The following is a 25,287-nucleotide window of genomic DNA, read 5'->3' on the forward strand; positions in this document are numbered from 1 at the left end:
GGAATTATTCAATTCATTGACCTTTATAAAGGTTGCATTGATAATTTGGATTATTATTGTTTTAAATGAAGTATCTTATTATTTATTTAATTAGAATAATATTCAATATGTCGAAATATTATGAATACAATTAATTCAATAAGATATTGTTTAATATTAATTCAAATAAATTAATGTTATATTTTTGTCAAGAAATAAATCTAATAGAAATAACATCCAGATAATAACAAATTTTATCGAGAGATAAGGTGGTATAATGAGAATACTTTTAATTCACTCTGATTATTTGAAATATAAAACAAAGTCTAAAACCAGGATAGCAGAAGAAATAAAAGATAACAAAAAAGAAGGAGTTTATGAAAATGCCTTAGTTGTCTTCACAGCAGTAGAAAAGGAAGACGAAGTAGATATGGAAACAGTGGTAGAAAATGCCATTAATGAAATAAATGATGTATTTGGAAAGGTAGGCGCGAAAACTGTGGCCATATATCCATATGCACATTTAAGTTCATCTTTAAGTACTCCAGATGCAGCAAAAAAAATACTTACTAATATGGAAATTGGGCTGGAAAAATTGGGCTTGAATGTCAAGAGGGTTCCATTTGGATGGTACAAATCATTTGAAATATCTTGCAAGGGTCATCCTCTTTCAGAACTTTCAAGAACCATAACTGCTGAAAAAGTAGATAAGGAAGTATCTGATGATGATAAAAAATCTGAATCTGAAAAATCTGTATTCTACATTCTTACGGAAGGTGAAATCATTGATGTTGATGAATTCAACTATGAAGAAAATGATCTTAAAAAACTCGTTGATTACGAACTTGGAAGATTGGAATCATCAGGTGAAGAACCTCCACATGTAAAACTAATGAGGGAAAAGAAATTAGCGGACTATGAGCCTTCTGCTGATATTGGTCATCTGAGATGGTATCCTAAGGGCAGACTTATAAGGGATCTTCTATCTGATTATGTTTATAATTTAGTTACTGAAAGGGGAGCAATGCCTGTTGAAACTCCCATAATGTACGATCTATCAGATGATGCAATAAGGGTACATGCTGAAAAGTTTGGGGAGCGCCAATACCGTATGGGTACCAAAAATAAACAACTTATGCTCAGATATGCATGTTGTTTTGGGGCTTTCAGAATACTTTCAGATTCGTTCTTAACGTGGAAAAACCTACCAATTGGCATTTACGAACTTTCAACCTACAGTTTCCGTTTAGAGAAAAAGGGAGAAGTTGTTGGTCTTAAAAGACTTCGAGGATTTACAATGCCCGACCTACATACAGTTTGCGCAGATATAAACCAGTCAATGAAAGAATTTGATGGCCAGATAGCAATGTGCAAACAGACCGGGATTGATCTTGGTGTGAATTACGAGGTTATTATGCGGGCAACAAAGAGCTTTTTAGAAGAAAATAAGGATTGGGTTTATTCTGCTTCAGATAAAATTGGTAAACCTGTGTTACTCGAAATTTTACCAGAGAGAAAACATTATTGGACTGCTAAAATGGACTTTGCAGCTATTGATTATCTTGGAAGGCCTATTGAAAATCCTACAATTCAGATCGACGTGGAAAGTGGGGAAAGATTCGGAATTACTTATATCAATCAAGATGAAGAAGAAATAAATCCAATTATAATCCACTGCAGTCCTACAGGAAGTATTGAAAGGGTTATATGCAGTTTACTAGAGAAAAGTGCAGTTGATAAAAAGGAAAGACCTCCAATGTTACCAATATGGCTTACACCTACGCAAGTAAGAATAATTCCCATAGCTGAAAGGCATATTGAGAGATCTGAAGAACTAGCTAAACAGATAAGAGACCAAAACATAAGGGTTGATATTGACGACAGACACGAAACTGTTGGTAAAAAAATTAGAAATGCAGGAGGAGAATGGGCTCCATATGTAATTGTCATAGGCGACAGAGAACTTGAAGGAGGCGCACTGACAGTTAATATCCGTGAAACTAATAAAAAGATCTTAATGGAAATTGATGATCTTGTTAATAAAATTCATGAAGAAACGGTTGGAATGCCATTCAGGAAACTACCATTACCTATAAAACTAGCTAATAGAGTTAGTTTTTAATTTTTTTTTGAACTAGAGCATGTTCAAATTCAAACAACAAAATAAAAATATTATTTGAGGTTAAATCTAAGTTTTTTGTATTTTTAATAATAATTAATATTAACTTTCATTTCAATATTATTACGTAATCTATACATCCACATTCAGGACAAGTACCTTGAGATTCAACAGGTTCTTCTTTTATATTCCTTCTCGTATTGCCTGAACGGAGTCTATTGTAAGATCCCTTTTCAATAGGTTTAGTTTCTCCCTTCAAATCTCTGACGAACCCACATTCTTCACATTTAATACAGATTTTTTCATCGGACATATTGCACCAGAGTTAGATATGTATATGTTATTTAATATAATTTTCCAATGAATGGTAATACTTGTCATACTGACTGTCAACATCAATTATTAAAAAATCTTGACCAGATATACTCAGAATCTGAAATTGGATATATTTTTAATTAATATTGCTAAAATAGCAAAATTTATAAAAATATTTTTATATTATAAGTTATAAGTTATAATTTAGAACTTATAACAAATAATGGAGGAAGACATTATGGCAGAAATAATAGCAATACTTAATCAAAAGGGTGGTTGTGGTAAAACAACAACTGCTGTGAATCTTGCAGCAGCTCTTGCAATTTATGGTAAGAAGGTTTTAGTTGTAGATATGGATCCACAAGGTAATGCAACAACTGGTTTTGGAATCGAAAAGAATGAAGTCACACGTACTATATATTCTGTTTTAACTGGTGAAAGTAATTTACAAGATGCTGTTCTTGATACAGAAATTCCCGGTCTAGATGTTATTCCAAGTAACATTGCATTAAGTGGTGCAGAGATTGAATTGAGTAAAGAGGTTGGCTATCACACAATACTTGACCTGGCAATGGAAGGAGTTTCTGAAGGCTATGATTATATATTTATCGATGTACCTCCTTCTTTGGGTATACTGACAATAAATTGCCTTGTTGCAGCAGATAGTGTTATAATACCCATACAGGCAGAATTCTATGCATTGGAGGGTATGGCTGATCTTTTGGAAGCAATTCAACTGGTTGAAACAAGACTGAAAAGCCCATCACCTATAAAAGGTATTCTTCTGACATTATATGATTCTAGGACAAGACTTGGAAGGGATGTCTATAGCAACGTCAAAGAGTACTTTGGAGCTACTGAGTACATTTTTAAAACAACTATCCCCAGAAATGTTACATTAGCAGAAGCACCAAGCCATGGTAAACCTTGTATAATCTATGATGATGAATCTAGTGGTTCACATGCATACCTAAATCTAGCAAAAGAAATTATTAGTAGAGATGGTTCGGAGGGCAATAAATGACTGCTAGGAAAAAGGAAAGTGCCCTTGGGAGAGGGTTGGATGCATTAATAAGACCAGAATTTAATGATGTTGATGAGGCTGATAACAAATTAAAGAAAACAGAATTAAATAAGCCTAATTCTAAGAATATAAGAAAGAATAAAAACAAAACTTCAAAATTAACTAAAAAAGATAAAAAAACAACAAATACAACAACTAATCATTCAGAAAAAAAATCTTTTGTTGATGATACATTGGTAAAGAATGTAATATTGGAAGTTCATAAAAATCCTAGAATATCTCTCTGGTCCGCTAAGTCGGCTGCAGTTTTAAGATTATTAAAAAAGACTAAACCTGAGTTCAGTATAAGTAAAGAAGCTTCAGCTCTTATAGAAGAAGCCGTTAAGAATAAATACCCTGATCTTTGGGAAGTATTTGAAGAAAAGGAAATATAAAAATTTAGTTATAAGTTATAACTTATAAGTTTCTCAATTATAACTTATAAGTAAAACTATTAACTTTTAGTAAGAATTTATTTCAAAATTAAAGAGTTGATTGGTAAGAACTTTTTAATTTAACAAATGTTTCAGCTCTACCTATACTTACACCCATTTTTTTCAAGTCTTCCATACTTTTAAAAGAAATATTTCGTTTTCTAGATTCGATTATCCTTCTAGCAGATATTTTACCTATTCCTGGAACTCTGAGAAGATCTTTATATGATGCAGAATTAATTTCAACAGGAAACATTTCCATTTTAGAAAGAGCGGCTGAATATTTTGGATCTAAATCCAACTTCATATTACCATCTTCCTCAAACACAAGTTCATCAAGATCAAAACCATATGATTGGATTAAATGATCAGCTTGATATAATCTTGAAGTTCTTTTAGGATGTGGTTCAGAATGATTTTCTAAAGGTGTGTTCTTCATGGAATTAAAAGGGCTGAAATAACTTCTTTTAATATCTAATTTTTTCTGAAGCCAATTTGCTCGTTTTAATATTTCAGTATCTGTTTCATCGGTGGCCCCTACAATAAACTGCGTGGATTGTCCCGAAGGCGCGAGATTTTCATCTTTTTTCATTAGCCTTTGTATCCATTTCATCCGCCTTAAAATATCGTTATTGAATGTTTTGGTAGTTGATAATTCTTCAAATCCATCAGGAGTAGCTGCTTCTATATTAACACTCACTCTATCTGCAAGGCTCATGGCACGTTTAAGTAAATCATAAGAGGTCCCAGGCAAAATTTTCAAATGGATATATCCATTGTATTCATGTTCCATTCTAAGTTTTCTTGCTACTTCCACCATATTCTCCATAGAAACATCTGCATCTCTAGGGATACCAGAACTCAAGAATAAACCTTCAACCAATCTGTTGTTGTAGTAATCAAGAAAAGTAGATGTGAGCTCATTAGGGGTAAATTCAACTCTATTAAATTTATGGCCACCATGATTAACACAGTATCGGCAATCATTTGAACATTTATTGGTCATAAGAACTTTAAATAGAGGAATACAAACACCATTTCCTGCTGTTGCATTATATATGCCTGGTAACTTTCCTGAAAGAAAATTATCTGGGTTGTAGTTACCATAGTTACAAAGATCATACCTTGCACTATCACCCAAAATTACCATCTTTTTTACCCTATTCATTGATCTCATGATATGATTATGATATTAATTAAAATTTCTTATAATAAATCAAAACATTATAATAAGATCATGGATCACTAATTAGTATGAGAGCCGTTATTGCAGGAACAGGAAGTGCTGTTGGTAAAACAACCATTTCAACGGGAATAATGAGGGCTTTGTCGAATGAATATGATATACAGCCTTTTAAAGCAGGTCCAGATTATATAGATCCTACATATCATGGTCTTGCTACAGGAAACATTTCTAGAAATCTGGATTCATTTTTCATGTCAGAAGATCAAATAAGAGAAGGATTTCAAAGAGCTATGAAGATTTCAAACGCTGATTTTGGAATAGTCGAAGGAGTTAGAGGTCTTTATGAGGGCATAAGTTCTTTAAATGATGTTGGGAGCACAGCTTCGATTGCTAAAGCACTTAATGCTCCGGTAATTCTTATTTTAAATTCAAAAAGTCTTGTAAAAAGTGCAGCAGCAATTGTAATTGGATTTAAAACCCTAGATCCTAGCATTAAAATTGAAGGAGTCATACTTAACTATATTAAAAACAGGAAACATTATCTCAAAACAAAGGAAGCTGTTGAAAAACTTGCAGACACTACAGTTATTGGAGGAATATCTCGTAATGATTCAATAAAGGTAGAAGAACGTCATTTGGGTCTTGTGCCTGCCATAGAACGTCAAAATATTCTCCAATCCATTGAGAAATGGGGAGATGTAATGGCAGATAATATTGATCTTGATGCATTAATATCAATAATGAAGGGATCTGGAAAATTATCTGGTGGAAGAGCACCTTTGTGGGATGAAGGAAACCGAAACAAAGTAAAAATCGGGGTTGCAATGGATGAGGTTTTCACATTTTATTATCGTGAAAATTTAGAAGCACTTGAAGCAAATAATGCAGATATTATTCCATTCAGTCCACTGCATGATGAGGAACTTCCTGATGTTGATGGAATATATATTGGTGGCGGCTATCCTGAAATATTTGCAAATGAACTTGAATCTAATCAATCAATGCGAAAATCAATTTTAAAGTTTCATAATGAAGGAAATCCAATTTATGCTGAATGTGGAGGGCTTATGTACTTGTCCAAGTCAATAAACAATAGAAATATGTGTAATGTTTTTAATTATCCCTCAACAATGACTAAGAATGTTCAGGCATTGAGTTATGTTATATCCGAGGCACAAAGGGATAATATCATTCTCAAAAAAGGAGAATCTTTTAGGGGTCATGAATTCCATTATTCTAAAGTGGATATTGGAAATGCCAAACCTAAATTTGCATTTAAGATACTAAGAGGAAAGGGTATTTTTGGATCTCAGGATGGATTAATGGAAAACAATACTGTTGCAAGCTATGTACATACTCATGTTGCTGCCTGCACACAATTCGGGTTAAACTTCACAACAAATGCATATTTGCATGAATAAATATATTTTAAAAAAGTTTGGAGGATCAAAATGCGTATCGCAGTTATAGCAGAAATGGCACCTGCAAAGGCATTCATACCCATAATAAAACAGCTTGATGCTGAAATTATTGGATTGACCCATGGTCATGGAGTTAACGAATTACTTGGTAAATATTGTTCAGAAGTACATTCTATAGGGCAGAGTAGGGGACAAGGAGCAAAAAAGAGATCCAATACAAAGATCGCATCCCTTGTATTAAAAGATATTTTTAGTGTTGTTAATTCCCTCAAAGGGAAAAAAATTGACCTATTGATGACATGCGGTAATGCTGGTGATGTAAGAAAGGGCATATCCGCATCAAAAATACTTAGAATACCAAATTTACATATTGAACAGGATATTTATAATCCCATTGAAATGATAGCATTTTCAAATCTGATTACAGTCCCATCAGAGGGTTATAAAAAATTTGTAGTTGAAAAATATGGATTGAAAAATGTTCATGTAATTGGTGGTTATCCAATGGCGTCATATGTTAGTGAAATGACTATTGAGGATCAAGATTCACTTAAAACCCGTTATGGTGTTGATGATTTTATGGTTCTTGTGTTTGGGGGAGATGTGAAAGGTGAAGATATTCCTAAAATTATCAAACAAGTTGAACTCATTAACAAGGAGGTTATAATAATTCCATTCAGATTCAGTGCAGAATTTGTTAAAAAATTTGTGACATCTCCAAAATTAATGGTTTTAGAGGGTTACATCGAGATTCCAAGTCTTATTAAGGCTTCATCAGGACTTATTTATGGTGCAGGAATGGGTTTAACAATTGAAGCGGGGGTTTTATCTGTTCCATCAATCAAGATAGCTGGATTTCATAGGGCACATTCCAGTGTTGATTTAGCACACGAACTTGGAATTCAAGTAACTGAAATTGACAATATTGCTTCTGCATGTGATCACTTAAACAATCCAAAAGGTGAATGGTTGGTTAAAAATGCTAATAATGCAATTTCAAATGTTGTAAAAATTATAAATAATTTTGAACATGAAAAAATATGTGGTAGTGGCGTAGGTAGTTTTAATAAAATTTGGAATGCACGATCAGAATTCAGATAATTGAATAAAACTCAATATTCCTAAAATTAGCTATTTTTACACTGTTTTAATGTGTAATTAGAATCAAAATTTAATATATTATATGATTATCACTTATTTGTATCTAATATACTTTTTACTAGGTTCTCTTTATATCATCCTTTCATACACATATAAAAGCTTAGCCATAAAAATTAAATCAAAAAATACTTATTTGATCATTTGAATAGCAACCTTGGTGATAAAATGGTTGTAAAAATAGGAATCATTAAATGCGGTAATATAGGTACCTCTCCAGTAATTGACTTATTACTAGATGAGAGGGCTGACAGACCCAACATAGATACTTGTGTAATAGGCTCTGGGGCTAAGATGAACCCAGAAGAAATCGAAAAAGCTGTACCGTTAATGTTAGAGATGGACAGAGACTTCGTTGTATTTATAAGCCCAAACCCAGGTGCACCAGGCCCTGCTAAAGCAAGAGAATTATTATCTGCTGCAGACGTTCCTGCAATCATTATTGGTGATGCTCCAGGATTAAGATCCAAAGACGAAATGGATGAACAAGGATTAGGTTACATCATCGTTAAAGCAGACCCAATGATTGGTGCAAGGAGAGAATTCCTTGACCCTACTGAAATGGCATCATTTAACTCCGATGTAATAAAAGTATTAGCTTTAACCGGAGCATACAGAGTTGTTCAGAACACCATCGACGCAGCAGTAAATGCTGTTGGAGCTGGAGAAACTCTCGAACTTCCTAAAGTTGTTATATCACGGGATAAAGCTGTTGAAGCTGCACAATTTGCAAGTCCATACGCAAAAGCAAAAGCAATGGCTGCATACGAAATTGCAACCAAAGTGGCTGACTTAGATGTCGAAGCTTGTTTCATGACCAAAGCTGCTGAAAAGTACATACCACTCGTAGCTTCAGCTCATGAAATGTTAGGTGTTGCAGCTAAATTAGCTTCAGAAGCAAGGGATATTGAAAAGGCTAACGACACAGTCGTAAGAACACCTCACGGTGGAAAAGGCCAGACATTGTCCAAATCTGTTTTAATGGAAAAACCAGAATAATTTAAAACCAACGACCTCCGGGTCGTTAATTTTTTGTTTTTTTAATTAGATGTTATTTTTTGATAGAGAGTAAATATTATTTTTTTAGGTGTTATTTATGATAGAGAATCTGATCGAAAGATTTTATGAATCAGCAAGTATGAATAGATGGAATGATCATATCCGGCCTGTTGAATTAACTGAATTAGATAAACAAGCCCATAAGATGGTTATAGCATATGTCATAGCCAACTTTGAAGAGAAGGATAGAAATGCTGAAATAAACTGGCAGAATCTTATAGAGGGAGGAATATTCGAATTTTTGCATAGAACAATATTAACAGATATTAAACCGCCCGTTTTTCATAAAATGATGGAAGAAAAGGGCGAATCCCTCAATAAACATGTTCTTAAATTGTTAGAAAGTGATATGAATGGATTAAGCCCGGAGTTCAAAGAAAATTTCGAAAGATATTTATTTGATTCTAAATATGCACAATTAGAAAAAAAGATTCTTAAAGCAGCACATTATATGGCTACAAACTGGGAATTCAGGATCATTTATCATACATCTCCATTTATTTATGGTATAGAAGAAACCAAAGAGGCTATAGAGAATCAAATTGAAGATCACTTTGATTTAATTGGAGTTCAAAAGCTTTCATTAGAGAAAAAATCTTTTGGATTTATAGACCTTTGTGGACAGCTACGTTTTCAGGAAAGATGGGCACACTCACCTCGACTTCCGAAAACCTCTGTTTTAGGACATATGTATATAGTTGCAATAACATCTTATCTTTTCTCGCTTGAGAATAATTCTTGCAAAAAACGACTTTATAACAATTTTTTTACTGGACTATTCCATGATCTACCTGAAGTACTTACAAAAGATATTATTTCACCTGTAAAGGGATCTGTCGAAGGTTTAGAAGATATTATCAAGGAATATGAAGAAAATCAAATGAAAACCCGTCTTCTACCACTTTTACCTCTTTCTTGGAGGGAAGAAATGAGATACTTCACACAAGATGAATTTGAAAATAAGATAAAAATAAACGATAACATCCATAAAGGAATTAAATTCAAAGAATTAAATGGTAAATACAATAAAAATAAATTCCAACCCCTTGATGGGAAACTCATTAAGGCATGTGATAAATTAGCAGCATTTATAGAAGCAGATTTTTCAATTAAACATGGAATAACATCAAAACACCTTGAAGAAGGAAGAAAAAATATATATGAAGATTTTAAAACAAAAAAAGTATCAGGAATAGATTTTGGGAGTATATTTAATTACTTCAAGGAAAAATCATTCAAAATCAAAGATTTTTAATAAGTTCAGTACTTTAAAGTGTTTTTCATCCATACTACTCTTCTATTCTTGTCTTTGAGACTTTCTGTGTTTACTGAAAGGAAATTTTCCACAATTTCCAGTTTGCCTAATATTTTGGCGATTTTACGTGTAGATCGTGGATTAGAATGTGTAGGAATGATTAATTGTGGTTTTATCTCTTCTATCAATGTATATCCTTTATCTGAATTAAACATTCCTGAAAAAGGGTTTGAAAATTGCATCAATGCAATATCGATCTTTCCAAGGGATTCTATTTGTTTTATTGTCATATGATCTTGGCCTATATCTCCCATATGTGCAATTTTAAGCCCATCAACCTCTAAAACATAGATAACATTATTGGGATTGTTATAATTAATTATATTTCCCCGATGTGATGAAGGAATGCTGTAAATATGAATATCTTTAACATCAAATCTTTCTACAGTTCCAATTGATTTTTTACATTTTAATGTTTCAATAAATTTTGGATCTATATGGTCTGAATGTGAGTGAGTAATGACGACAGCATCGGGATTTAGATCCAGCTCTTCTTGGGTGGGCATTGAAGTTGGATCAGTAACAATAACAGTTCCTGAAGAAGAAATTATAATAAATGAGTTAGTGGGTGTTGAACTAGACTTACTCACTGTTTGAATAATGGTCTTTCCAGTTTCATTTTTTAAAATGGGAACTTTTTTTGTCATTTTACATTCCTGAAATATTTTATCAGACAAGAAGTTTGATTAATTTATATAACATAAATCATAATTTTTTAATTAATAAACTTCATTGAGAAAATATTAAATATTTCACCACATTTTCCATTATCAATATCTTTTGTCCACAATTTCATCTGTCCAACAAATCGCATTCCTTGAGCATCTAAGTATTCACGCATTTGAATAGTGGCTTTTTGTGATTTATTCCCTTCTGAAGTCACAAAAGACTGCAAATTGTTTATCCTTTACATTTTTAAGTTCATATAAATATTGATTGATTGCTGCTGGAGTTCTTCCTGCCCAAACAGGGCAACACAAAATAAGACCATCATAGTTCATCAGATCAGTAGTGCAATTTTTTATAGGGACTTTATTTGCTCGAAAAGAGTCCCAAATTTTAAAAAGATACCATTTATCATTTTCAGTTTTTATTTCCGTTAAATCTGCATTAATTTTCTTTTGCAGTTTTTTTGCAACTTTAAGGGGGTGTCCTGAATATGAATAACATGCAATCAATGTTTTCAATCATATACCTCCATAAATTCATATCAATTATAAAATTCCCTTTGTGCTTGGAATAGAATCATGTTCTATCATTGATGCTTCTTTGAGTGCTCGAGCAAATGACTTAAAAAGGGCTTCTATTTTGTGGTGGTCGTTTTCTCCTTCTACATTAGCATTAATGTTTATTTTTGCAGAATTTGCAAATGATGCAAAGAAGTGTACAATGTTTTCCGTACTTAAATCTCCCACCTTCGCTTTTTTAAATTTAAAATTCAACACAGAATAATTTCTTCCACTAATATCTAATGCAACGGTTGCTAAAGCATCGTCCATTGGTACTATTGCATGTGCCATCCGTTTAATCCCTTTTTTGTCCCCAATCGCCTTATTAAATACTTCTCCAAGTAATATACCCACATCTTCCACTGTGTGATGATCATCGACACCAATATCTCCTTTTGCTTCCACTTCCAAATCAAAACGGCCATGCTTTGCAAATGAGTCTAACATGTGATCGAAAAATTCTATACCCGTTTCAACATTAAATTTTCCTTCACCATCTAGATCTAATACTATTTTAATGTCTGTTTCAGAAGTTTTTCTATTCATTTTTTGTTTTCTCATTTCCCTCATCTCTAATAACCTGTATAGCTTGTTCTGGACATTTTCCTGCACATATTGTACATAAATGGCAGTATTCTAAATTCGTGGCCATAGCTTTCTCATTTATATCCCAAATTTTTGCTCCTTTGGGGCAAGCTTCTTTACATATTCCACAACCAGTGCATTTATCTTTGTCAACTACGATCTTCATTTTTATTACCTTATAACTTATAACTTTTAACTTATAACAAGTATTTTTTAATAATGGAAAATTTGATTTAAATCCTTTTTTTAAACATTCTGATGATAAATACTCTTATCAAATTATAAGTTATAACTTTTAAGTTACAAGTTATAACACATTTACATTTGATGGTATAATTATATCAATTTTATTCTTTCATTTCAAATTTATCTATAAAGTAAGAGAATCTCTTTATAGTTTTTCGAAGACTTTTAAAACCCTGATCATCTTTTTTCACACCTTCTAGCGTATCCTGTGACCAGAAGTTAGCTCCCATATTTGCTCCATACGCCCCACCACTGATAGGAATAGCACCTGTTAGTATGTAAAATGTTAATATTTGTTGCATTGCAAGTTCTTGACCACCAATACGATCTCCGCCAACAGAAATGCCCATTCCTACTTTAAAACGCATGAAATCAAAGTTAACTGCACCTAATGCTCTGCATCGATCCATCACTGCTTTTAATTGTGCACTTAATCCTCCATTGTAAATTGGTGTAGCCATTATAATGCCTTTGGCCTCTATGATCAATGGATAAAGGTCCTGCATATCATCTTTAACAATACATTCTTTTTTTCTTATGCAATAATCGCAATGTCTACAAGGGTTAATGGTTTTTCCTCTCAAACCAAAAAATTCAGTTTCAAAACCTTTTTCTTCCAGCATTTTTAATGATTCTTTTAAAACATATTCTGTTGCCTGTTTTCTAGGACTACCACATATTCCCAATATCATCTTAATTGACACCTTCCATGAATGGGTAATGTTAAGTTGAAGAATTAATCTATAATTAATATTGGACATTTAAATAATAAAATTTATGTTTATTACGGAATAATCAAAAAAAAAGCTATAAAAAGTTAAAAGTCAAAAAAAATTAGAAATGAGGGAATAATAAAAACCCCCTATATTTATTCTTAGATTGATTCGTCTTCATCCATTGCTAAACGCATGGTATCAGGATCCTGTGGCATGCGGTCTAAAAAGTCTTGAGCTGAACGGCGCACATCCCTTGAACCAATAATATATCGACCAACAACAATTATGTCTGCTTTGCTATCGAGGGCCTTATCAACACGATCTGGAGTTACACCTCCTGCAACTGCAACCAGTTTACCTTTACCAAGTAACTCTTTGATCTGGTTAATATTTCCCCATTCAGTGACTTCTGCTAGTTTTTCTCCTCTTTCAGATTGCATTGTTTCAAGATCAACATTTCTGTGGAGTAGTACAATATCTGGTTTATATTCGAGTCCTTCGAGTTTTGCAACGATATTGTCAACATTCATCATGTCAAGAATAGAATATATTCCTTGTTTCTGAGCTTCGTGAATAGCTTTTTCTATTGATTCAATTGTTCCAAGTCCAGAAATTGCTATGGCATCTGCAGTTTCATCTGCAGCCATTTTAACTTCAATTCTACCCACATCGAGCGTTTTAAGATCTGCAATGATAAATGCATCATTTTTAAGCTCTCTGATCTTTCCAATGATTCCAACACCGAATTTCTTAACAAGTGGTGTTCCGGCCTCAATGAGTATTCTTTCCCTGTTTGGAAGTGTATTTATTATGCGTTCCATCTCTTCCATGTTATCCAAGTCAAGTGCAACTTGTAAATATGGTGGGCTCCACAATCTTGTTACTTTGAATCCCATTACAGGATGTGTTCCACGGTCTTTTTCTGCTAGAACCTTTTTAATAGACGGATAACCTTCCATTGCTCTCTGTATTGCGAGTTTGGTTGCACCGTAATTGTACTGGTAGATTTTACGGTAATTTTCAGCACCAGGATGTATAAACACCCCTGCAATAATAACAAGATCTTCAACATCTTCTTTTGGAATTAATCCTTCAGCAACAGCATCTGCTACAGCGCGACCTACTGCTGTTTGAGCAGGTCCAAATATTTTGTCAGCATCCTCTAAATCTCTTACAGTTACTTTTGGTACTATTAGTGTTGCGGGTTTGGTCAACAAATTTGGTCTTATTACAGATAAAAGTGGGGTGTGTCCTATTGACATATCGGCCATATTATTTACGAATGCCGCCCCGACAGGACCATTTTTATCTCCAATTATTAAATCAACGTGAGCGATTTCATTGCCATTTCCTATTAAGGCTTCACCTATTTGATACATAATTATTATCCTCCATATTAGTCTAATTAATCTTATGGATCAGATCATATAAATAAATATTTCAAATATTTTAAAATACTTAGAATTTTATTTTATGATGATTGATGATTTATTTTTTACATGATTGAGTTATATTTGTTTAATGAATCTTAAATAAACAATAAAAAAAGTAATAAGACTTACCAACCCAATTAAAAACTTATTCATATTAAATAAAAAAAATATAGGATATGGAAAGACTATTGTGTTAAATGTCCTTCTATGAAATCGTCATATCCTTGAAGATCGAGTAATCCATGACCTGAGAATGATATTAAAATATTCTTCTCTTCTCCTGTCTTTTTACACTTCAATGCTTCATCCATTCCTACTTTTATAGCATGGCATGTTTCTGGAGCAGGTATAACTCCTTCAGTATTAGCAAATATTTGGCCTGTTTTAAATATTTCTGTCTGATTTACAGTTCTTCCCTCTACAAGACCTTGATTAACCAATAAAGCAACCAACGGCGCCATTCCATGATATCGTAAACCGCCTGCATGAACTGATGGAGGTACAAAGTCATGTCCTAGGGTGTACATTTTCATTAGTGGAGTTAAACCAGCTGTGTCTCCGTAATCGTATCGGTATTCTCCTTGTGTAAGTGTTGGGCATGATGAAGGTTCTGCAGCTAGGAACTCACAGTCTAGATCTCCTGAGATTTTATCTTTCATGAAGGGGAATGCTGCTCCACCAAAGTTACTTCCTCCTCCCACGCAGCCCACTAATACATCGGGGGTTTCATCTATAAGTTCGAATTGTTTCTTGGCCTCTAGACCAATTACTGTTTGATGGAGAAGTACATGGTTTAAAACACTTCCGAGGGTATAAAATACTTTTTCATCTGTTAAAGCATCTTCAATAGCTTCAGATATTGCGATTCCAAGGGATCCTGGATGATTTGGGTCTTCCTTAAGTATTTTCCTACCGAAATCTGTTCTATCACTTGGTGATGGTATAACTTCTCCGTTGTAAAGATGCATTACTGTTTTACGATATGGTTTTTGTTTGAATGAAACATTTACCATATAAACTGTACATTCAAGCCCTAAAAGTGAACATGCGAGAGATAATGCAGATCCCCATTGTCCGGCTCCTGTTTCGGTTGTTAATCTTTCAGCACCAGCCTTTTTAGCATAATATGCCTGGGCAATTGCTGTGTTTAATTTGTGGCTGCCAACAGGAGACATATCTTCACGTTTGTAGTATATCTTTGCAGGTGTATCTAAATACTTTTCAAGTCCCGTTGCTCTAAAAAGTGGAGTAGGCCGTCCCACCTGCTTGTATACGTTTCTAATTTCTTTTGGAATATCTATCCATCTTTCCTGTGACATTTCTTGCTCAAGAACATACTTGGAAAATATTTTTGGTAAATTTTCAAGTTGTTGTCCCTCTTTAGTTTGTGAGGATGCAGGGAGTTCCACAGGTAGATCTGCAACTATATTGTACCATTTTTTTGGAGTGTCCTTTTCTGAAAGTGTTATTTTATACATTCAATCACCTATCCATGATATTTAATCATTCAAATTCTGGTTGTAACCAATTAATATTCTTAAACTACTAATGTACCTTAAGTTTAAGTTGTACTAAATCTATTTTTAATGTATTATTTAAATCTTTGTTGTCCATATATGTACATTATCAATTCTAGAGAATTTAATAGGATAAACAACAGATATATTTATATGAATATACTAGCTGTTGATGTTGGAGTTGGAACACAGGATATAATGTTTTATGATACAGATTATCCAATAGAAAATTCTATAAAAATGGTTATGCCCTCACCAACCAAGATACTTGCAAAAAGGATTCGAAAACACCACAATGATATTTTAATTAATGGTAATACAATGGGTGGAGGTCCGGTTAATAAAGCAATAGAAAATCATATTAAAAGAGGATACAAAGTTCTTATGACTGAAAATGCTGCGCGGACGGTTCGAGATGATTTAAAACGTGTAAAGTCACTAGGTATAGAAATTGTACCTGAAAGAGAACATCATCCGGAACTTGGAAGGGTGGAACTCAAAGATATAGATTTAGATTCAATAAAAGAGTCATTATCCAAATTTGAAGTAAAATTGGATTTTGATTACATTGGTATTGCAATCCAAGATCATGGATATCTGGAAGGAGTAGGAGATCGGAACTTTCGATTCATGAAAATAAAAGAAAAACTTAATGTTCCAAGGTATCCTGAAGAATTTGCTTATTATGATAAGGTTCCAGAATATTTCACCAGAATGAATGGTGTTTTAAACACTTTAAAGGGTTATAAACCAATTATTATGGATTCAAAGTTTGCATCAATATGCGGTGCTACGTGTGATCCTATTGTTAAAGAGTTAAATAGTTATATTGCTATTGATATAGGGAATGGACATACCCTTGCTGCTGCATTTGATAATGGAAAAATAATTGGTGTTTTTGAGCACCATACAAAATCACTAGATCCCAAAAAAATTAAATATCTCATTGAAAAACTTATTGATGGAACAATAACTCATAATGAAGTTCATGATGATGGTGGCCATGGTGCCTGGACTACAGCTCCAATGGATAATATTGAATGCGTAATTGCAACAGGACCAATGAGAAGAATACTGCAGAAAACTGGCATGAAAGTTCATTATGCGGCTCCTGCAGGGGATGTAATGATGGCTGGTCCAGTAGGACTTATTAAAGCAATAATGTCAAGACATACAGATTAATACAAATAAATACTATGCATTTAATTTAAACATTTATTTCAATAAATCAAAGGATGAATCATGATACTCGATCCACACATACACAGTACCTACTCCAGTGATTCTACTGCATCCCCGAGGGATATAGTTAAAAAAGCAAGATCTATAGGTTTGGATGCGATAGCAGTAGCAGATCACAACACAATTAAAGGGTCACTTGCTACAATTGAAGAGGCAAGAAACTATAAAGACTTTGTTGTTGTGCCTGCAATGGAAATAAGCTCAAATAAAGGGCATATTGTGGCATTGGGAATAAAAGAAGATGTTCAACAGGGATTATCTCCAGAAGAAACTGTTGAAACAATTAGAGAACTAGGTGGAATAGCAATAGCCGCACATCCATTTGTTAGTTACAGGGAAGGATTATGTGACAATGTTAAAGAACTGGATATAGATGCCATAGAAACACTTAATTCTAGATATGTTTTCGGATATTCTAATTGGCGTGCAAAAAATCTAGCAGAAAAAAGAAATCTCCCTGAAATAGGATCCAGTGATGCTCACTTTTTAGGGGCTATAGGAAGTTGCGTTACAGAGTTAGATGCTAATTTTACCTATGAAAGTATAATTGAAGTGATTCTATCTGGAAAAACTAATGTATTTGGTGATAGAACCCCATTACCACTTATTTTGAAAGAAGTTATTAACAAAAAAATCAAGAGAATTGGTTAAAAGTATTCAGAAAATCATAACAGCCATAACTTAATGAATTATTAAATTTTTTAGAATAAACAACCATAATTTTAAATCGTTAAGCTCCATATTAAAATTATGATATTCGATTTCTTTCAGGGAATACTTGAATACATTCGACAAAACTTTGTTTACCTTCACCCAGGATACACTATACTCAACACTGTAGTATTTGGTATAATACTCGGTATTTCTATTCTACTAATTATTAAAATGTTTAAATATATTAAAAAAGATCCAGCCGACCTTATGATCCCACTGATTCCATTCATATTTTTTGGATCAAGTGCTAGAGCATTGGTTGATAATAATATTTATCCACTTACTTATATTCTTGTAACACCAGGGATATACATTTTTACGGGACTCATGGCGATTTTTACTGTATTAGCTTCAGTTTATATTGAGAAAAAAACCAATTTTGATTATAGATATATTATAATAACAGTAGGGGCTGTTATTTGCATACCAAATATATTATTTATGGGTCCGATTAATATTATCGCAACTTTACAAGTAGTGGGAGTTTGGGCCCTAATATCTTCGATATTTGTGCTTTTAAAAAATAAATGGTCTTTATTGAAGAATAAATTCAATTTAAGCGTTCTAATGGCGCATCTTTTCGATGCATCTTCCACATACATAGCAGTTGATTTCTATGGCTACAGTGAACAACATGTTCTTCCAAGTGCGCTCACAGGATTAGTTGGATCTGCAATTGTCATGTTCCCACTCAAAATAGCAGTAATATTAGGTGCATTGTATATTATAGATAGCTATATTGAAGACAGAACAATTGCTAATATGCTGAAACTAGCTATATTCATTTTAGGCCTTGCTCCTGGTCTAAGAAATTTCCTAAGTCTTATCATGGGTACTTGAGGAAATTAGTAATTGAATGGAGTTTACATAATTTGTTATTCATAGAACAATTAGTATAACAAATTTTTTTAAACGCATAAATCATATATATAATTAATATGGTCAAACTAAATGAGGTCTTTCAATGTATGTAGAAACAGTGAAAAAGACTATGAAACTCCCGAAGACAGTTAGAATTTTTGATACCACTCTAAGAGATGGTGAACAAACTCCGGGAGTAGCAATAACAGTCGACGAAAAGATAAGAATTGCAAAAAAATTAGATAAACTAGGTGTTGATACCATGGAAGTAGGGTTTCCTGCATCTTCGCCTGGTGAAATGAGAGCAGCGCGTGAAATTTTAAAACTGGGACTTAACTCCCAAATATGTGGTTTGGCAAGGGTATTGCGTTCTGATCTTGACGCTGCAATAGACACTGGCGTTGATTATATACATACGTTCATAGGAACTTCTCCTCTTCATAGAGAATACAAACTTAAAATGAGCCAAGAGGAAATTCTCAGTAAATCAGTTGAATCAATAGAATATATAAAGGATCATGGAATAACTGCAGAGTTTTCTGCAGAGGATGCAACAAGGACAGAATTTAGCTATCTTAAAGAGATATATAATGCTGTTGAAGAAGCAGGGGTGGACTACATTAATGTGCCGGATACCGTAGGTGTAATGGTTCCTGCTTCTATGAGATGGATTATTTCGGAAATTAAAAAAACCATTAAAGTTCCCATCAGTGTGCACTGTCATGATGACTTTGGAATGGCTGTAGCCAATTCTTTGAGCGCTGTTGAAGCTGGAGCTAGCCAAGTTCATGTTACTATTAATGGTCTAGGTGAAAGAGCAGGCAATGCTTCCCTTGAAGAAGTTGTTATGGCATTAACATCCCAATATAACATTAAAACTAATATTAATACAAAACTTTTAGTAGATACATCTGAATTTGTTTCTAGAATTACTGGTATTAAAATGCCTCCAAACAAAGCTATAGTTGGCGAAAATGCATTTGCACACGAAGCAGGGATACATGTACATGGAGTACTCCAAAAAGCAGAAACATATGAACCAATCACGCCTGAAATGGTTGGACATACTCGTAGAATTGTTTTAGGTAAACACACTGGTGCTAATGCAATAAAAGCAAAACTTGAGGAATATGGGATTGAACTTAATGAAGATCAATTTTTTAAGGTATTCGATCAAATAAAAAAGCTTGGTGATAAGGGGAAATGTGTAACAGATGCAGATTTAAAGGCAATGTCAGAAACTGTTCTTGGTAGAGCTCAAAAGGAAATAGTGAAGCTTGAAGGATTTTCAGTAATGACCGGTGACAATGTAATGCCAACTGCTACTGTCAAGCTTAATATTGATGGGACAATAAAAACTGCTGCAAAAACGGGTGTAGGGCCGGTTGATGCTGCTATAAATGCAATACAAAGTTTAGTGGGGGAAACTGCAGATATTGAACTTAAAGAATATAATATTGAAGCAATTACTGGAGGTACAAACGCTCTTGCAGAGGTTTTCGTTATAATGGGTGATAATAATGGAAACCAGGCAACAGGAAGATCCACTACTGATGATGTTGTACTGGCAAGTGTTGAAGCGGTTTTAGATTCAATTAACAAGATACTTATTGAACGTTAAATAAATTAAATCATTAAATAACTGAAAACTTTCTTTGGGGGATAAAGTGGATGGGATCAAAGATTCTGGTAGTTGAAGATGAAAGAATCACTGCAGAGGATATAAAAAGTGGCCTAGAAAGTGCAGGCTATCAGGTTCCTGCATTGGTTTCTTCTGGAAAAAAGGCCATAGAACTAGCAGGAGAGGTTAAACCAGATTTAGTTCTTATGGATATAAAATTAAAGGGTAAAATGGATGGAATAGAGGCAGCAGGGCAGATTAAATTGCATTATGATATCCCAGTTATCTACTTAACTGCATATTCGGATGAATATACTGTACAGCGGGCCAAAATTACAGAACCTTCAGGATATATTATTAAAGAATCAACAGGTTTATTGAAAAAGCCTTTTGAGGAGAGCGAACTTCACACAGCTATTGAAATTACTCTTTACAGGCATAAAATGGAGAAAGATCATGATATCCTATTGGCAGCGATGCTAAAAAACATCAACGAAGGTGTGATTGCAACTAATGTAGAGGGTAAAATAAAACTAATGAATACTGTTGCTGAGGGGATAACAGGTTGGAAAATTGAAGAAGCTATGGGAAAAGATTTAAGAGACGTATTTACTCCTTTAAATCATATTATAAAAACATTTAAAGATCTAAGACTGAAAAACGAGATTTCAGCAGAGGATACATTATTAAGATCAAAAGAAGGACAAAGTATTCTAGTTAAATGTAATTTTAAAGTAATTAAAGGGGATAATAAGGATATTAACGGTTATATTCTTGTATTTAATCGTATAATGGCTTAATAATAGGGAAAATGCCAATAGTCCATAGTGAGGATGAGAGTATTATTAATGGATTCAGGAAACCAAGAAAATTAGGATAAAAGTTTCCAGCCATATTTGCTACTGTGAAGATGATACGAACCACATATGTTATTATGGATATTAAATCTAAGGTGAATTGTGATATTGAGGCAGTATATACTATGGGATCAAATTTTTCTATTCAGGTAATTTAACCTCATATACTGATAAAAATACGGTTTGACGTGTTGAAACAACTAAACCTTCAGTATTTATATTAATTATTTTAATGATCTTTATCAGATAGATATAACTCTTTAAATGGATGCAAGAGGGTTTATATTTCTGAATCTATTTGTAAATACAAAAAGAAGCTCTCCAAGAACATAAAATTTATATATTATTAATATATTTAAAAAGCAGGGTATTTTATGGAGGGTTTAAACGAATGTCAGTGGAAAATATTGTATACATTGGAAACAAACCGGTAATGAACTACGTTTCAGCTGTTGTAACTCAAATGAATGGGGGATTTTCAGAAGTAACTTTAAAAGCAAGAGGCAGGGCAATTAGTAGGGCTTTTGATGTTGCGGAAATAGTGAAAAACAGATTCTTAACAGATGTTGAAGTTTTAAATATAAATATTTCAACAGAGGAAATTTTAAACAATGAAGGATCATCTTCAAATGTTTGCAATTGAAATATTGCTTTCTAGACAAGTTTAACTCCTTATGAAATTAACCTATTAAAAATTCTAGATTTTTTTTTAATACAATTAACCTGTACATCTTAATAAAAATATTAATTAGTAAAATCAAAGGCATTAATATGAAAATTGGATTTTCAACACTCGCACTTTTCATGAGTTCATTTGAGCAATTCTTAGAAACAGCTTCAAAAGATGGATTTCAGCTTATAGAAATATTATGCGAGGGTCCTTACTGGCCTAGAAATTTATTATCCCTTGAAAAAGTTGATTTAGATGTCTTTAATTCGTATGATATCGATGTGTACTTACATTCACCAACCATAGATCTAAATCCTGCAAGTTTAAATCCTGGAATTAGGGAAGAAACCCTTAAACAACTTAAAGAAACAGTTGATTTTGGAATAAAAATTAATGCAAAGGCAATTACAACTCATCCTGGCCTAATCCATAGGTTTGAAGAAAGAGTAAGAAAATATGGAATGCAACATTCAATTGAAACCCTAATTAAAGCAAATGATTATGCAATGGGAAGAGGTATTAAATTCTCTATTGAAAACATGCCCAATAAATATGCTTATTTCTGTAACAATGCTGAAGAACACCAATTTTTTATTAAGGAATGTGGTTCATATGCCACCATAGATACGGGCCATGCAAATACTACTAAAGATGTTAAATCATTTTTTAAAATGAAAAAAATTGCTTACTATCACTTGAATGATAATAATGGGGAAAAAGACCAACATCTACCATTAGGTGAGGGAAATTTTGATCTTAAACTGCTTAATGGTGTAAATAAAGGTATTATTGAATTAAATAGTTATCCAAATATTCTTAAAAGCAGAGATTTATTAATATCCTCAAATATCGGATAAATCAAGCGTGTTATGTTATTATTCAATTATTTAACTTATTGTTAGGGAAGGAGGGTGATTTATGGTAAGTAAAGTTTATTTTACTGATTTTAGATCTAGAACAGACGTCGATAATAAGATTAACAAAATAAAAATACTTTTTGAAGCAGCTAACTTCAGAGGATTAATGAATAAGGATGAATTGGTGGCTGTAAAACTACATTTTGGAGAAGAAGGTAATGATTCATATATTAGCCCAGTATTAGTTCGACAAGTTGTTGACAAAATATATGAAGCTGGTGCAAAACCATTCATAACCGATACTAACACCCTTTACTTTGGAAGTAGGCACAACTCTCTAGATCATATAAAGACGGCTATTCTCCATGGTTTTGATTATGCAGTTTCTGGAGCACCTTTAATTATTGCAGATGGTCTTTTGGGTACTTACTCACACAATATAAAAATAGAACAGAAACATTTTGAACAGGTTAAAATTGCAGGAGACATAGAAAATGCCGATTGTATGATAGTTATGTCACATTTCAAAGGGCATGAAATGGCAGGTTTTGGCGGGACTATAAAAAATCTTGCAATGGGATGTGCATCAGCAGAAGGCAAATTGGAACAACATGAATGTGTAAAACCAATTATAATGGAGGGCTGTACTTCTTGCGGTATATGTATTAAATCCTGTCCTTTAGATGCATTGTGTTTAAATGATCAAGGGGCTATAATGGATTATGATCGATGTATAGGATGTAATAACTGTATATCTGCATGTTCTGAATCTATAATTAAACTAAATTATGAAAACATGAACGAATTCATTGAAAAAATGACTGAATATGCATTAGGTGTAGTTAAAAGTAAGAAAGGTAAATTAGGATACATGAATTTTTTGATGAATATAACTCCGGATTGTGATTGTCTTCCTTGGAGTGATAGTCCAATAGTTCCAGATATTGGGATATTGGTATCAGATGATCCTGTAGCGCTAGATGCTGCTAGTTATGATCTAGTAAATCAGCAGATAGGTTTCAAAAATTCAATGCTCCATCATCATTATCTTGAGGGAGAAGATAAGTTTAATGGGGTTTGGGATATGGTGGATGGCCATGTGCAGATTAATTATGGACATAAAATAGGTCTTGGAAACCCAGAATATCAATTAATTGATATTAGCTCAAAAAAATAAACTATTAATTATTAAAGTATTATTTGAGGCTTCTTAATTTTTTTAACCAATTTATTGAATATCCCTTAATTGATAAACAAATTTCTTTATTTGGATGTCATTGAATATATGGACTGAAAACGTTCAATCCTACTTTAATTATTAAATTTTTCGATTTAACTTCAATCACAAATAATAAATAATAAAGAACATTATGTGTTAGATAATGGAGCTATAAATGAAGCTAATCGAGTTATAAATATTTTATAATTAGTTAATAGTAGGAGGATGATTTTATGGATTTTGCTTATGTTTTCTTTTTCCTAACAATATTCGTGGCAATTTTATATATTTTTATTTCAAAATTTAAAAATAAACCATTAGGTAAAAAGAGAATTGTTGAAATTTTTCTATTAACATTTTTAGTTTTGTCAGTGGGTATTGGTAGTATATGGGCTTTTATTGGGCATTATTTCCTTTCTGCACAAGTCGCTGCCAGTATTGGATGGGCTTCAGGTAATCCATTCCAGCAAGAAGTAGCATTTGCAAATCTAGCAATTGGGGTACTTGGTGTTCTATGTTACTGGTTTAGGGGTAATTTTTGGACTGCAACAGTTATTTCAAGTTCTATATTTTTATTGGGAGATTCGTATGTTCACATTATGAATATGTTTCAATTTGCAAATTATGCACCGGGAAATGCAGGTTCAGTTTTGTATATGGATATAATTGGCCCTATCATCATTATAATACTTTTAATTGTTTATAGGGCAATGGAGAAAGAGGCCATTAAAAATTCAATTAAAAGCCTTGAAAATTCCCTTAAAAAAGAATAGGGTTTATTAAATTTTTAATTTGATTAACTTTCATAATAACGGATTAAGGAGTTTGTAGGGTATGGCCAATTGATAACAAAAAAAGCGTTTGGATGAGTACTAAACGCATTGAAACACTTATTGATGGCGTTTTTGCTATTGCACTGACTTTACTTGTTTTAAATATTGATTTACCCAACATAATGGGTCTGTTAATGATCCAGTGCTCTGGCAGTATGTTGTAAATTTGAGTCAGCAGCTTTGGATATATGCTTTTAGTTTTTTATTACTTTCAAGTTTCTGGAGGGCAAATCATCTACAGTTTTTCTTTATTAAAGAGGCAGATAGTAATCTTATTTGGATAACTGTTCTTTGGTTGATGTTTATTGCTTTAGTTCCATTTTCAACAAATTTTGTTAGTAATTATGGTAGCCATTCCATTCCCATGTTTTTCTTTAATTTAAACATGCTTATTATTGGAGTATTCTATATTTTGATCTGGACATATGTTAGTAAAAAGAATTATTTTTATGAAACTGTGGATAAGAAACAATTGAAGTTAATTAATAGGATAAATTATATTCTACCTATAGTTGCACTAGTTGCAATTGGCGTTACATTTGTAAAACCTTCTTGGAGCCCTTATTCATATTTTCTGATTTTTATCTTGAGGATGAATATTAAAAGAATTAGTAGACTATAATGTTGGGGAATATTTT

The 25,287-nt window shown here is 32.9% G+C and carries 27 protein-coding genes and 1 pseudogene; 18 read left to right on the forward strand and 10 right to left on the reverse strand.

Annotated elements, in window-relative coordinates; genetic code table 11:
- Window positions 1-256 precede the first annotated feature (256 nt).
- A complete protein-coding gene (locus tag DL91_RS12055; protein ID WP_048192079.1) occupies window positions 257-2,101 on the forward strand; it encodes a threonine--tRNA ligase in 1,845 nt (614 codons plus the stop codon).
- Window positions 2,102-2,207: 106 nt separating this feature from the next.
- Here the strand turns inward: DL91_RS12055 and DL91_RS12060 are convergent, their stop codons facing one another.
- On the reverse strand, window positions 2,208-2,411 hold the full coding sequence (locus tag DL91_RS12060; RefSeq protein ID WP_048192081.1) for a hypothetical protein: 204 nt from the start codon (window positions 2,409-2,411) through the stop codon (window positions 2,208-2,210).
- A gap of 240 nt (window positions 2,412-2,651) precedes the next feature.
- Here DL91_RS12060 and DL91_RS12065 point away from each other — a divergent pair, with 240 nt between their 5' ends.
- Together DL91_RS12065 and DL91_RS12070 are read left to right on the forward strand one after the other, a co-directional pair.
- Window positions 2,652-3,437, forward strand: a complete 786-nt coding sequence (locus DL91_RS12065) for a ParA family protein (RefSeq protein ID WP_048192082.1) — start codon at window positions 2,652-2,654, stop codon at window positions 3,435-3,437.
- The gene (locus DL91_RS12070) at window positions 3,434-3,871 is read left to right on the forward strand and encodes a hypothetical protein (RefSeq protein ID WP_048192083.1); all 438 of its coding nucleotides are present in this window, start codon (window positions 3,434-3,436) and stop codon (window positions 3,869-3,871) included. Before DL91_RS12065 ends, DL91_RS12070 begins: the two co-directional genes overlap by 4 nt.
- Window positions 3,872-3,959: 88 nt before the next feature.
- Here DL91_RS12070 and DL91_RS12075 read toward each other — a convergent pair whose 3' ends face one another.
- Window positions 3,960-5,060, reverse strand: coding sequence for a helix-hairpin-helix domain-containing protein (locus tag DL91_RS12075; RefSeq protein ID WP_369792060.1), 1,101 nt, complete (start codon window positions 5,058-5,060; stop codon window positions 3,960-3,962).
- A 104-nt stretch (window positions 5,061-5,164) separates the two neighbouring features.
- Here DL91_RS12075 and cfbB point away from each other — a divergent pair, with 104 nt between their 5' ends.
- The 4 genes from cfbB to DL91_RS12095 all read left to right on the forward strand — a co-directional run bounded on the left by cfbB (window position 5,165) and on the right by DL91_RS12095 (window position 9,989).
- A complete protein-coding gene (gene cfbB / locus DL91_RS12080; protein WP_048192085.1) occupies window positions 5,165-6,517 on the forward strand; it encodes a Ni-sirohydrochlorin a,c-diamide synthase in 1,353 nt (450 codons plus the stop codon).
- A gap of 30 nt (window positions 6,518-6,547) precedes the next feature.
- A complete protein-coding gene (locus DL91_RS12085; RefSeq protein ID WP_048192087.1) occupies window positions 6,548-7,618 on the forward strand; it encodes a hypothetical protein in 1,071 nt (356 codons plus the stop codon).
- Window positions 7,619-7,843: 225 nt separating this feature from the next.
- A complete protein-coding gene (locus tag DL91_RS12090; RefSeq protein ID WP_048192089.1) occupies window positions 7,844-8,674 on the forward strand; it encodes a F420-dependent methylenetetrahydromethanopterin dehydrogenase in 831 nt (276 codons plus the stop codon).
- 97 nt (window positions 8,675-8,771) lie between these two features.
- Window positions 8,772-9,989, forward strand: coding sequence for an HD domain-containing protein (locus tag DL91_RS12095; RefSeq protein WP_048192091.1), 1,218 nt, complete (start codon window positions 8,772-8,774; stop codon window positions 9,987-9,989).
- Between the two features lie 5 nt (window positions 9,990-9,994).
- Here the strand turns inward: DL91_RS12095 and DL91_RS12100 are convergent, their stop codons facing one another.
- The 8 genes from DL91_RS12100 to DL91_RS12130 form a co-directional block, all read right to left on the reverse strand.
- Window positions 9,995-10,696, reverse strand: a complete 702-nt coding sequence (locus tag DL91_RS12100; protein ID WP_048192093.1) for an MBL fold metallo-hydrolase — start codon at window positions 10,694-10,696, stop codon at window positions 9,995-9,997.
- 68 nt (window positions 10,697-10,764) lie between these two features.
- Complete coding sequence (locus DL91_RS12995) at window positions 10,765-10,932, reverse strand: hypothetical protein (protein ID WP_231551466.1); 168 nt, start codon at window positions 10,930-10,932, stop codon at window positions 10,765-10,767.
- Complete coding sequence (locus DL91_RS12105) at window positions 10,913-11,236, reverse strand: flavodoxin (protein ID WP_052374396.1); 324 nt, start codon at window positions 11,234-11,236, stop codon at window positions 10,913-10,915. Before DL91_RS12105 ends, DL91_RS12995 begins: the two co-directional genes overlap by 20 nt.
- A 27-nt stretch (window positions 11,237-11,263) precedes the next feature.
- Window positions 11,264-11,839, reverse strand: coding sequence for an imidazoleglycerol-phosphate dehydratase HisB (hisB, locus tag DL91_RS12110; RefSeq protein WP_048192095.1), 576 nt, complete (start codon window positions 11,837-11,839; stop codon window positions 11,264-11,266).
- Window positions 11,817-12,029 carry a 4Fe-4S binding protein gene (locus DL91_RS12115; protein WP_048192097.1) on the reverse strand — a complete coding sequence of 71 codons (213 nt, stop codon included), beginning with the start codon at window positions 12,027-12,029 and terminating at the stop codon, window positions 11,817-11,819. Before DL91_RS12115 ends, hisB begins: the two co-directional genes overlap by 23 nt.
- A gap of 181 nt (window positions 12,030-12,210) precedes the next feature.
- Window positions 12,211-12,801 (reverse strand): flavodoxin family protein, encoded by a 591-nt coding sequence (locus DL91_RS12120; RefSeq protein WP_048192099.1) that lies wholly within the window; start codon window positions 12,799-12,801, stop codon window positions 12,211-12,213.
- Window positions 12,802-12,983: 182 nt separating this feature from the next.
- Entirely contained in the window at window positions 12,984-14,204 is a 1,221-nt protein-coding gene (locus DL91_RS12125; RefSeq protein WP_048192101.1) for a bifunctional 5,6,7,8-tetrahydromethanopterin hydro-lyase/3-hexulose-6-phosphate synthase, read from the reverse strand.
- 239 nt (window positions 14,205-14,443) lie between these two features.
- Window positions 14,444-15,736: a TrpB-like pyridoxal phosphate-dependent enzyme gene (locus DL91_RS12130; protein WP_048192103.1), complete on the reverse strand. Its 1,293-nt coding sequence runs from the start codon at window positions 15,734-15,736 to the stop codon at window positions 14,444-14,446.
- A 192-nt stretch (window positions 15,737-15,928) separates the two neighbouring features.
- On the opposite strand from DL91_RS12130, the gene DL91_RS12135 reads away from it, so the two are divergent.
- The 11 genes and pseudogenes from DL91_RS12135 (at window position 15,929) to DL91_RS14545 (ending at window position 25,271) form a co-directional block, all read left to right on the forward strand.
- Window positions 15,929-16,957, forward strand: coding sequence for a DUF1786 domain-containing protein (locus DL91_RS12135; protein ID WP_048192105.1), 1,029 nt, complete (start codon window positions 15,929-15,931; stop codon window positions 16,955-16,957).
- A gap of 60 nt (window positions 16,958-17,017) precedes the next feature.
- Window positions 17,018-17,668 (forward strand): PHP domain-containing protein, encoded by a 651-nt coding sequence (locus DL91_RS12140; protein WP_048192108.1) that lies wholly within the window; start codon window positions 17,018-17,020, stop codon window positions 17,666-17,668.
- 99 nt (window positions 17,669-17,767) lie between these two features.
- The gene (locus tag DL91_RS12145) at window positions 17,768-18,571 is read left to right on the forward strand and encodes a DUF63 family protein (RefSeq protein ID WP_048192110.1); all 804 of its coding nucleotides are present in this window, start codon (window positions 17,768-17,770) and stop codon (window positions 18,569-18,571) included.
- A gap of 124 nt (window positions 18,572-18,695) precedes the next feature.
- A complete protein-coding gene (locus DL91_RS12150; protein ID WP_048192112.1) occupies window positions 18,696-20,213 on the forward strand; it encodes a 2-isopropylmalate synthase in 1,518 nt (505 codons plus the stop codon).
- A 50-nt stretch (window positions 20,214-20,263) separates the two neighbouring features.
- A complete protein-coding gene (locus DL91_RS12155) occupies window positions 20,264-21,013 on the forward strand; it encodes a response regulator (RefSeq protein ID WP_048192114.1) in 750 nt (249 codons plus the stop codon).
- A gap of 448 nt (window positions 21,014-21,461) precedes the next feature.
- Window positions 21,462-21,738: pseudogene (gene albA / locus DL91_RS12160) on the forward strand (DNA-binding protein Alba).
- Window positions 21,739-21,841: 103 nt separating this feature from the next.
- On the forward strand, window positions 21,842-22,597 hold the full coding sequence (locus tag DL91_RS12165; RefSeq protein ID WP_048192118.1) for a sugar phosphate isomerase/epimerase: 756 nt from the start codon (window positions 21,842-21,844) through the stop codon (window positions 22,595-22,597).
- Between the two features lie 61 nt (window positions 22,598-22,658).
- Complete coding sequence (locus tag DL91_RS12170) at window positions 22,659-23,774, forward strand: DUF362 domain-containing protein (protein ID WP_048192119.1); 1,116 nt, start codon at window positions 22,659-22,661, stop codon at window positions 23,772-23,774.
- 275 nt (window positions 23,775-24,049) lie between these two features.
- Window positions 24,050-24,589 (forward strand): DUF6790 family protein, encoded by a 540-nt coding sequence (locus DL91_RS12175; RefSeq protein WP_048192120.1) that lies wholly within the window; start codon window positions 24,050-24,052, stop codon window positions 24,587-24,589.
- 92 nt (window positions 24,590-24,681) lie between these two features.
- Window positions 24,682-24,813 (forward strand): TMEM175 family protein, encoded by a 132-nt coding sequence (locus DL91_RS13745; RefSeq protein ID WP_156096083.1) that lies wholly within the window; start codon window positions 24,682-24,684, stop codon window positions 24,811-24,813.
- Entirely contained in the window at window positions 24,792-25,271 is a 480-nt protein-coding gene (locus tag DL91_RS14545; protein WP_081882667.1) for a TMEM175 family protein, read from the forward strand. The genes DL91_RS13745 and DL91_RS14545 overlap by 22 nt, the downstream gene beginning before the upstream one ends.
- Window positions 25,272-25,287 lie beyond the last annotated feature (16 nt).

This window comes from Methanobacterium sp. SMA-27, from assembly GCF_000744455.1.
Classification (GTDB): domain Archaea; phylum Methanobacteriota; class Methanobacteria; order Methanobacteriales; family Methanobacteriaceae; genus Methanobacterium_B.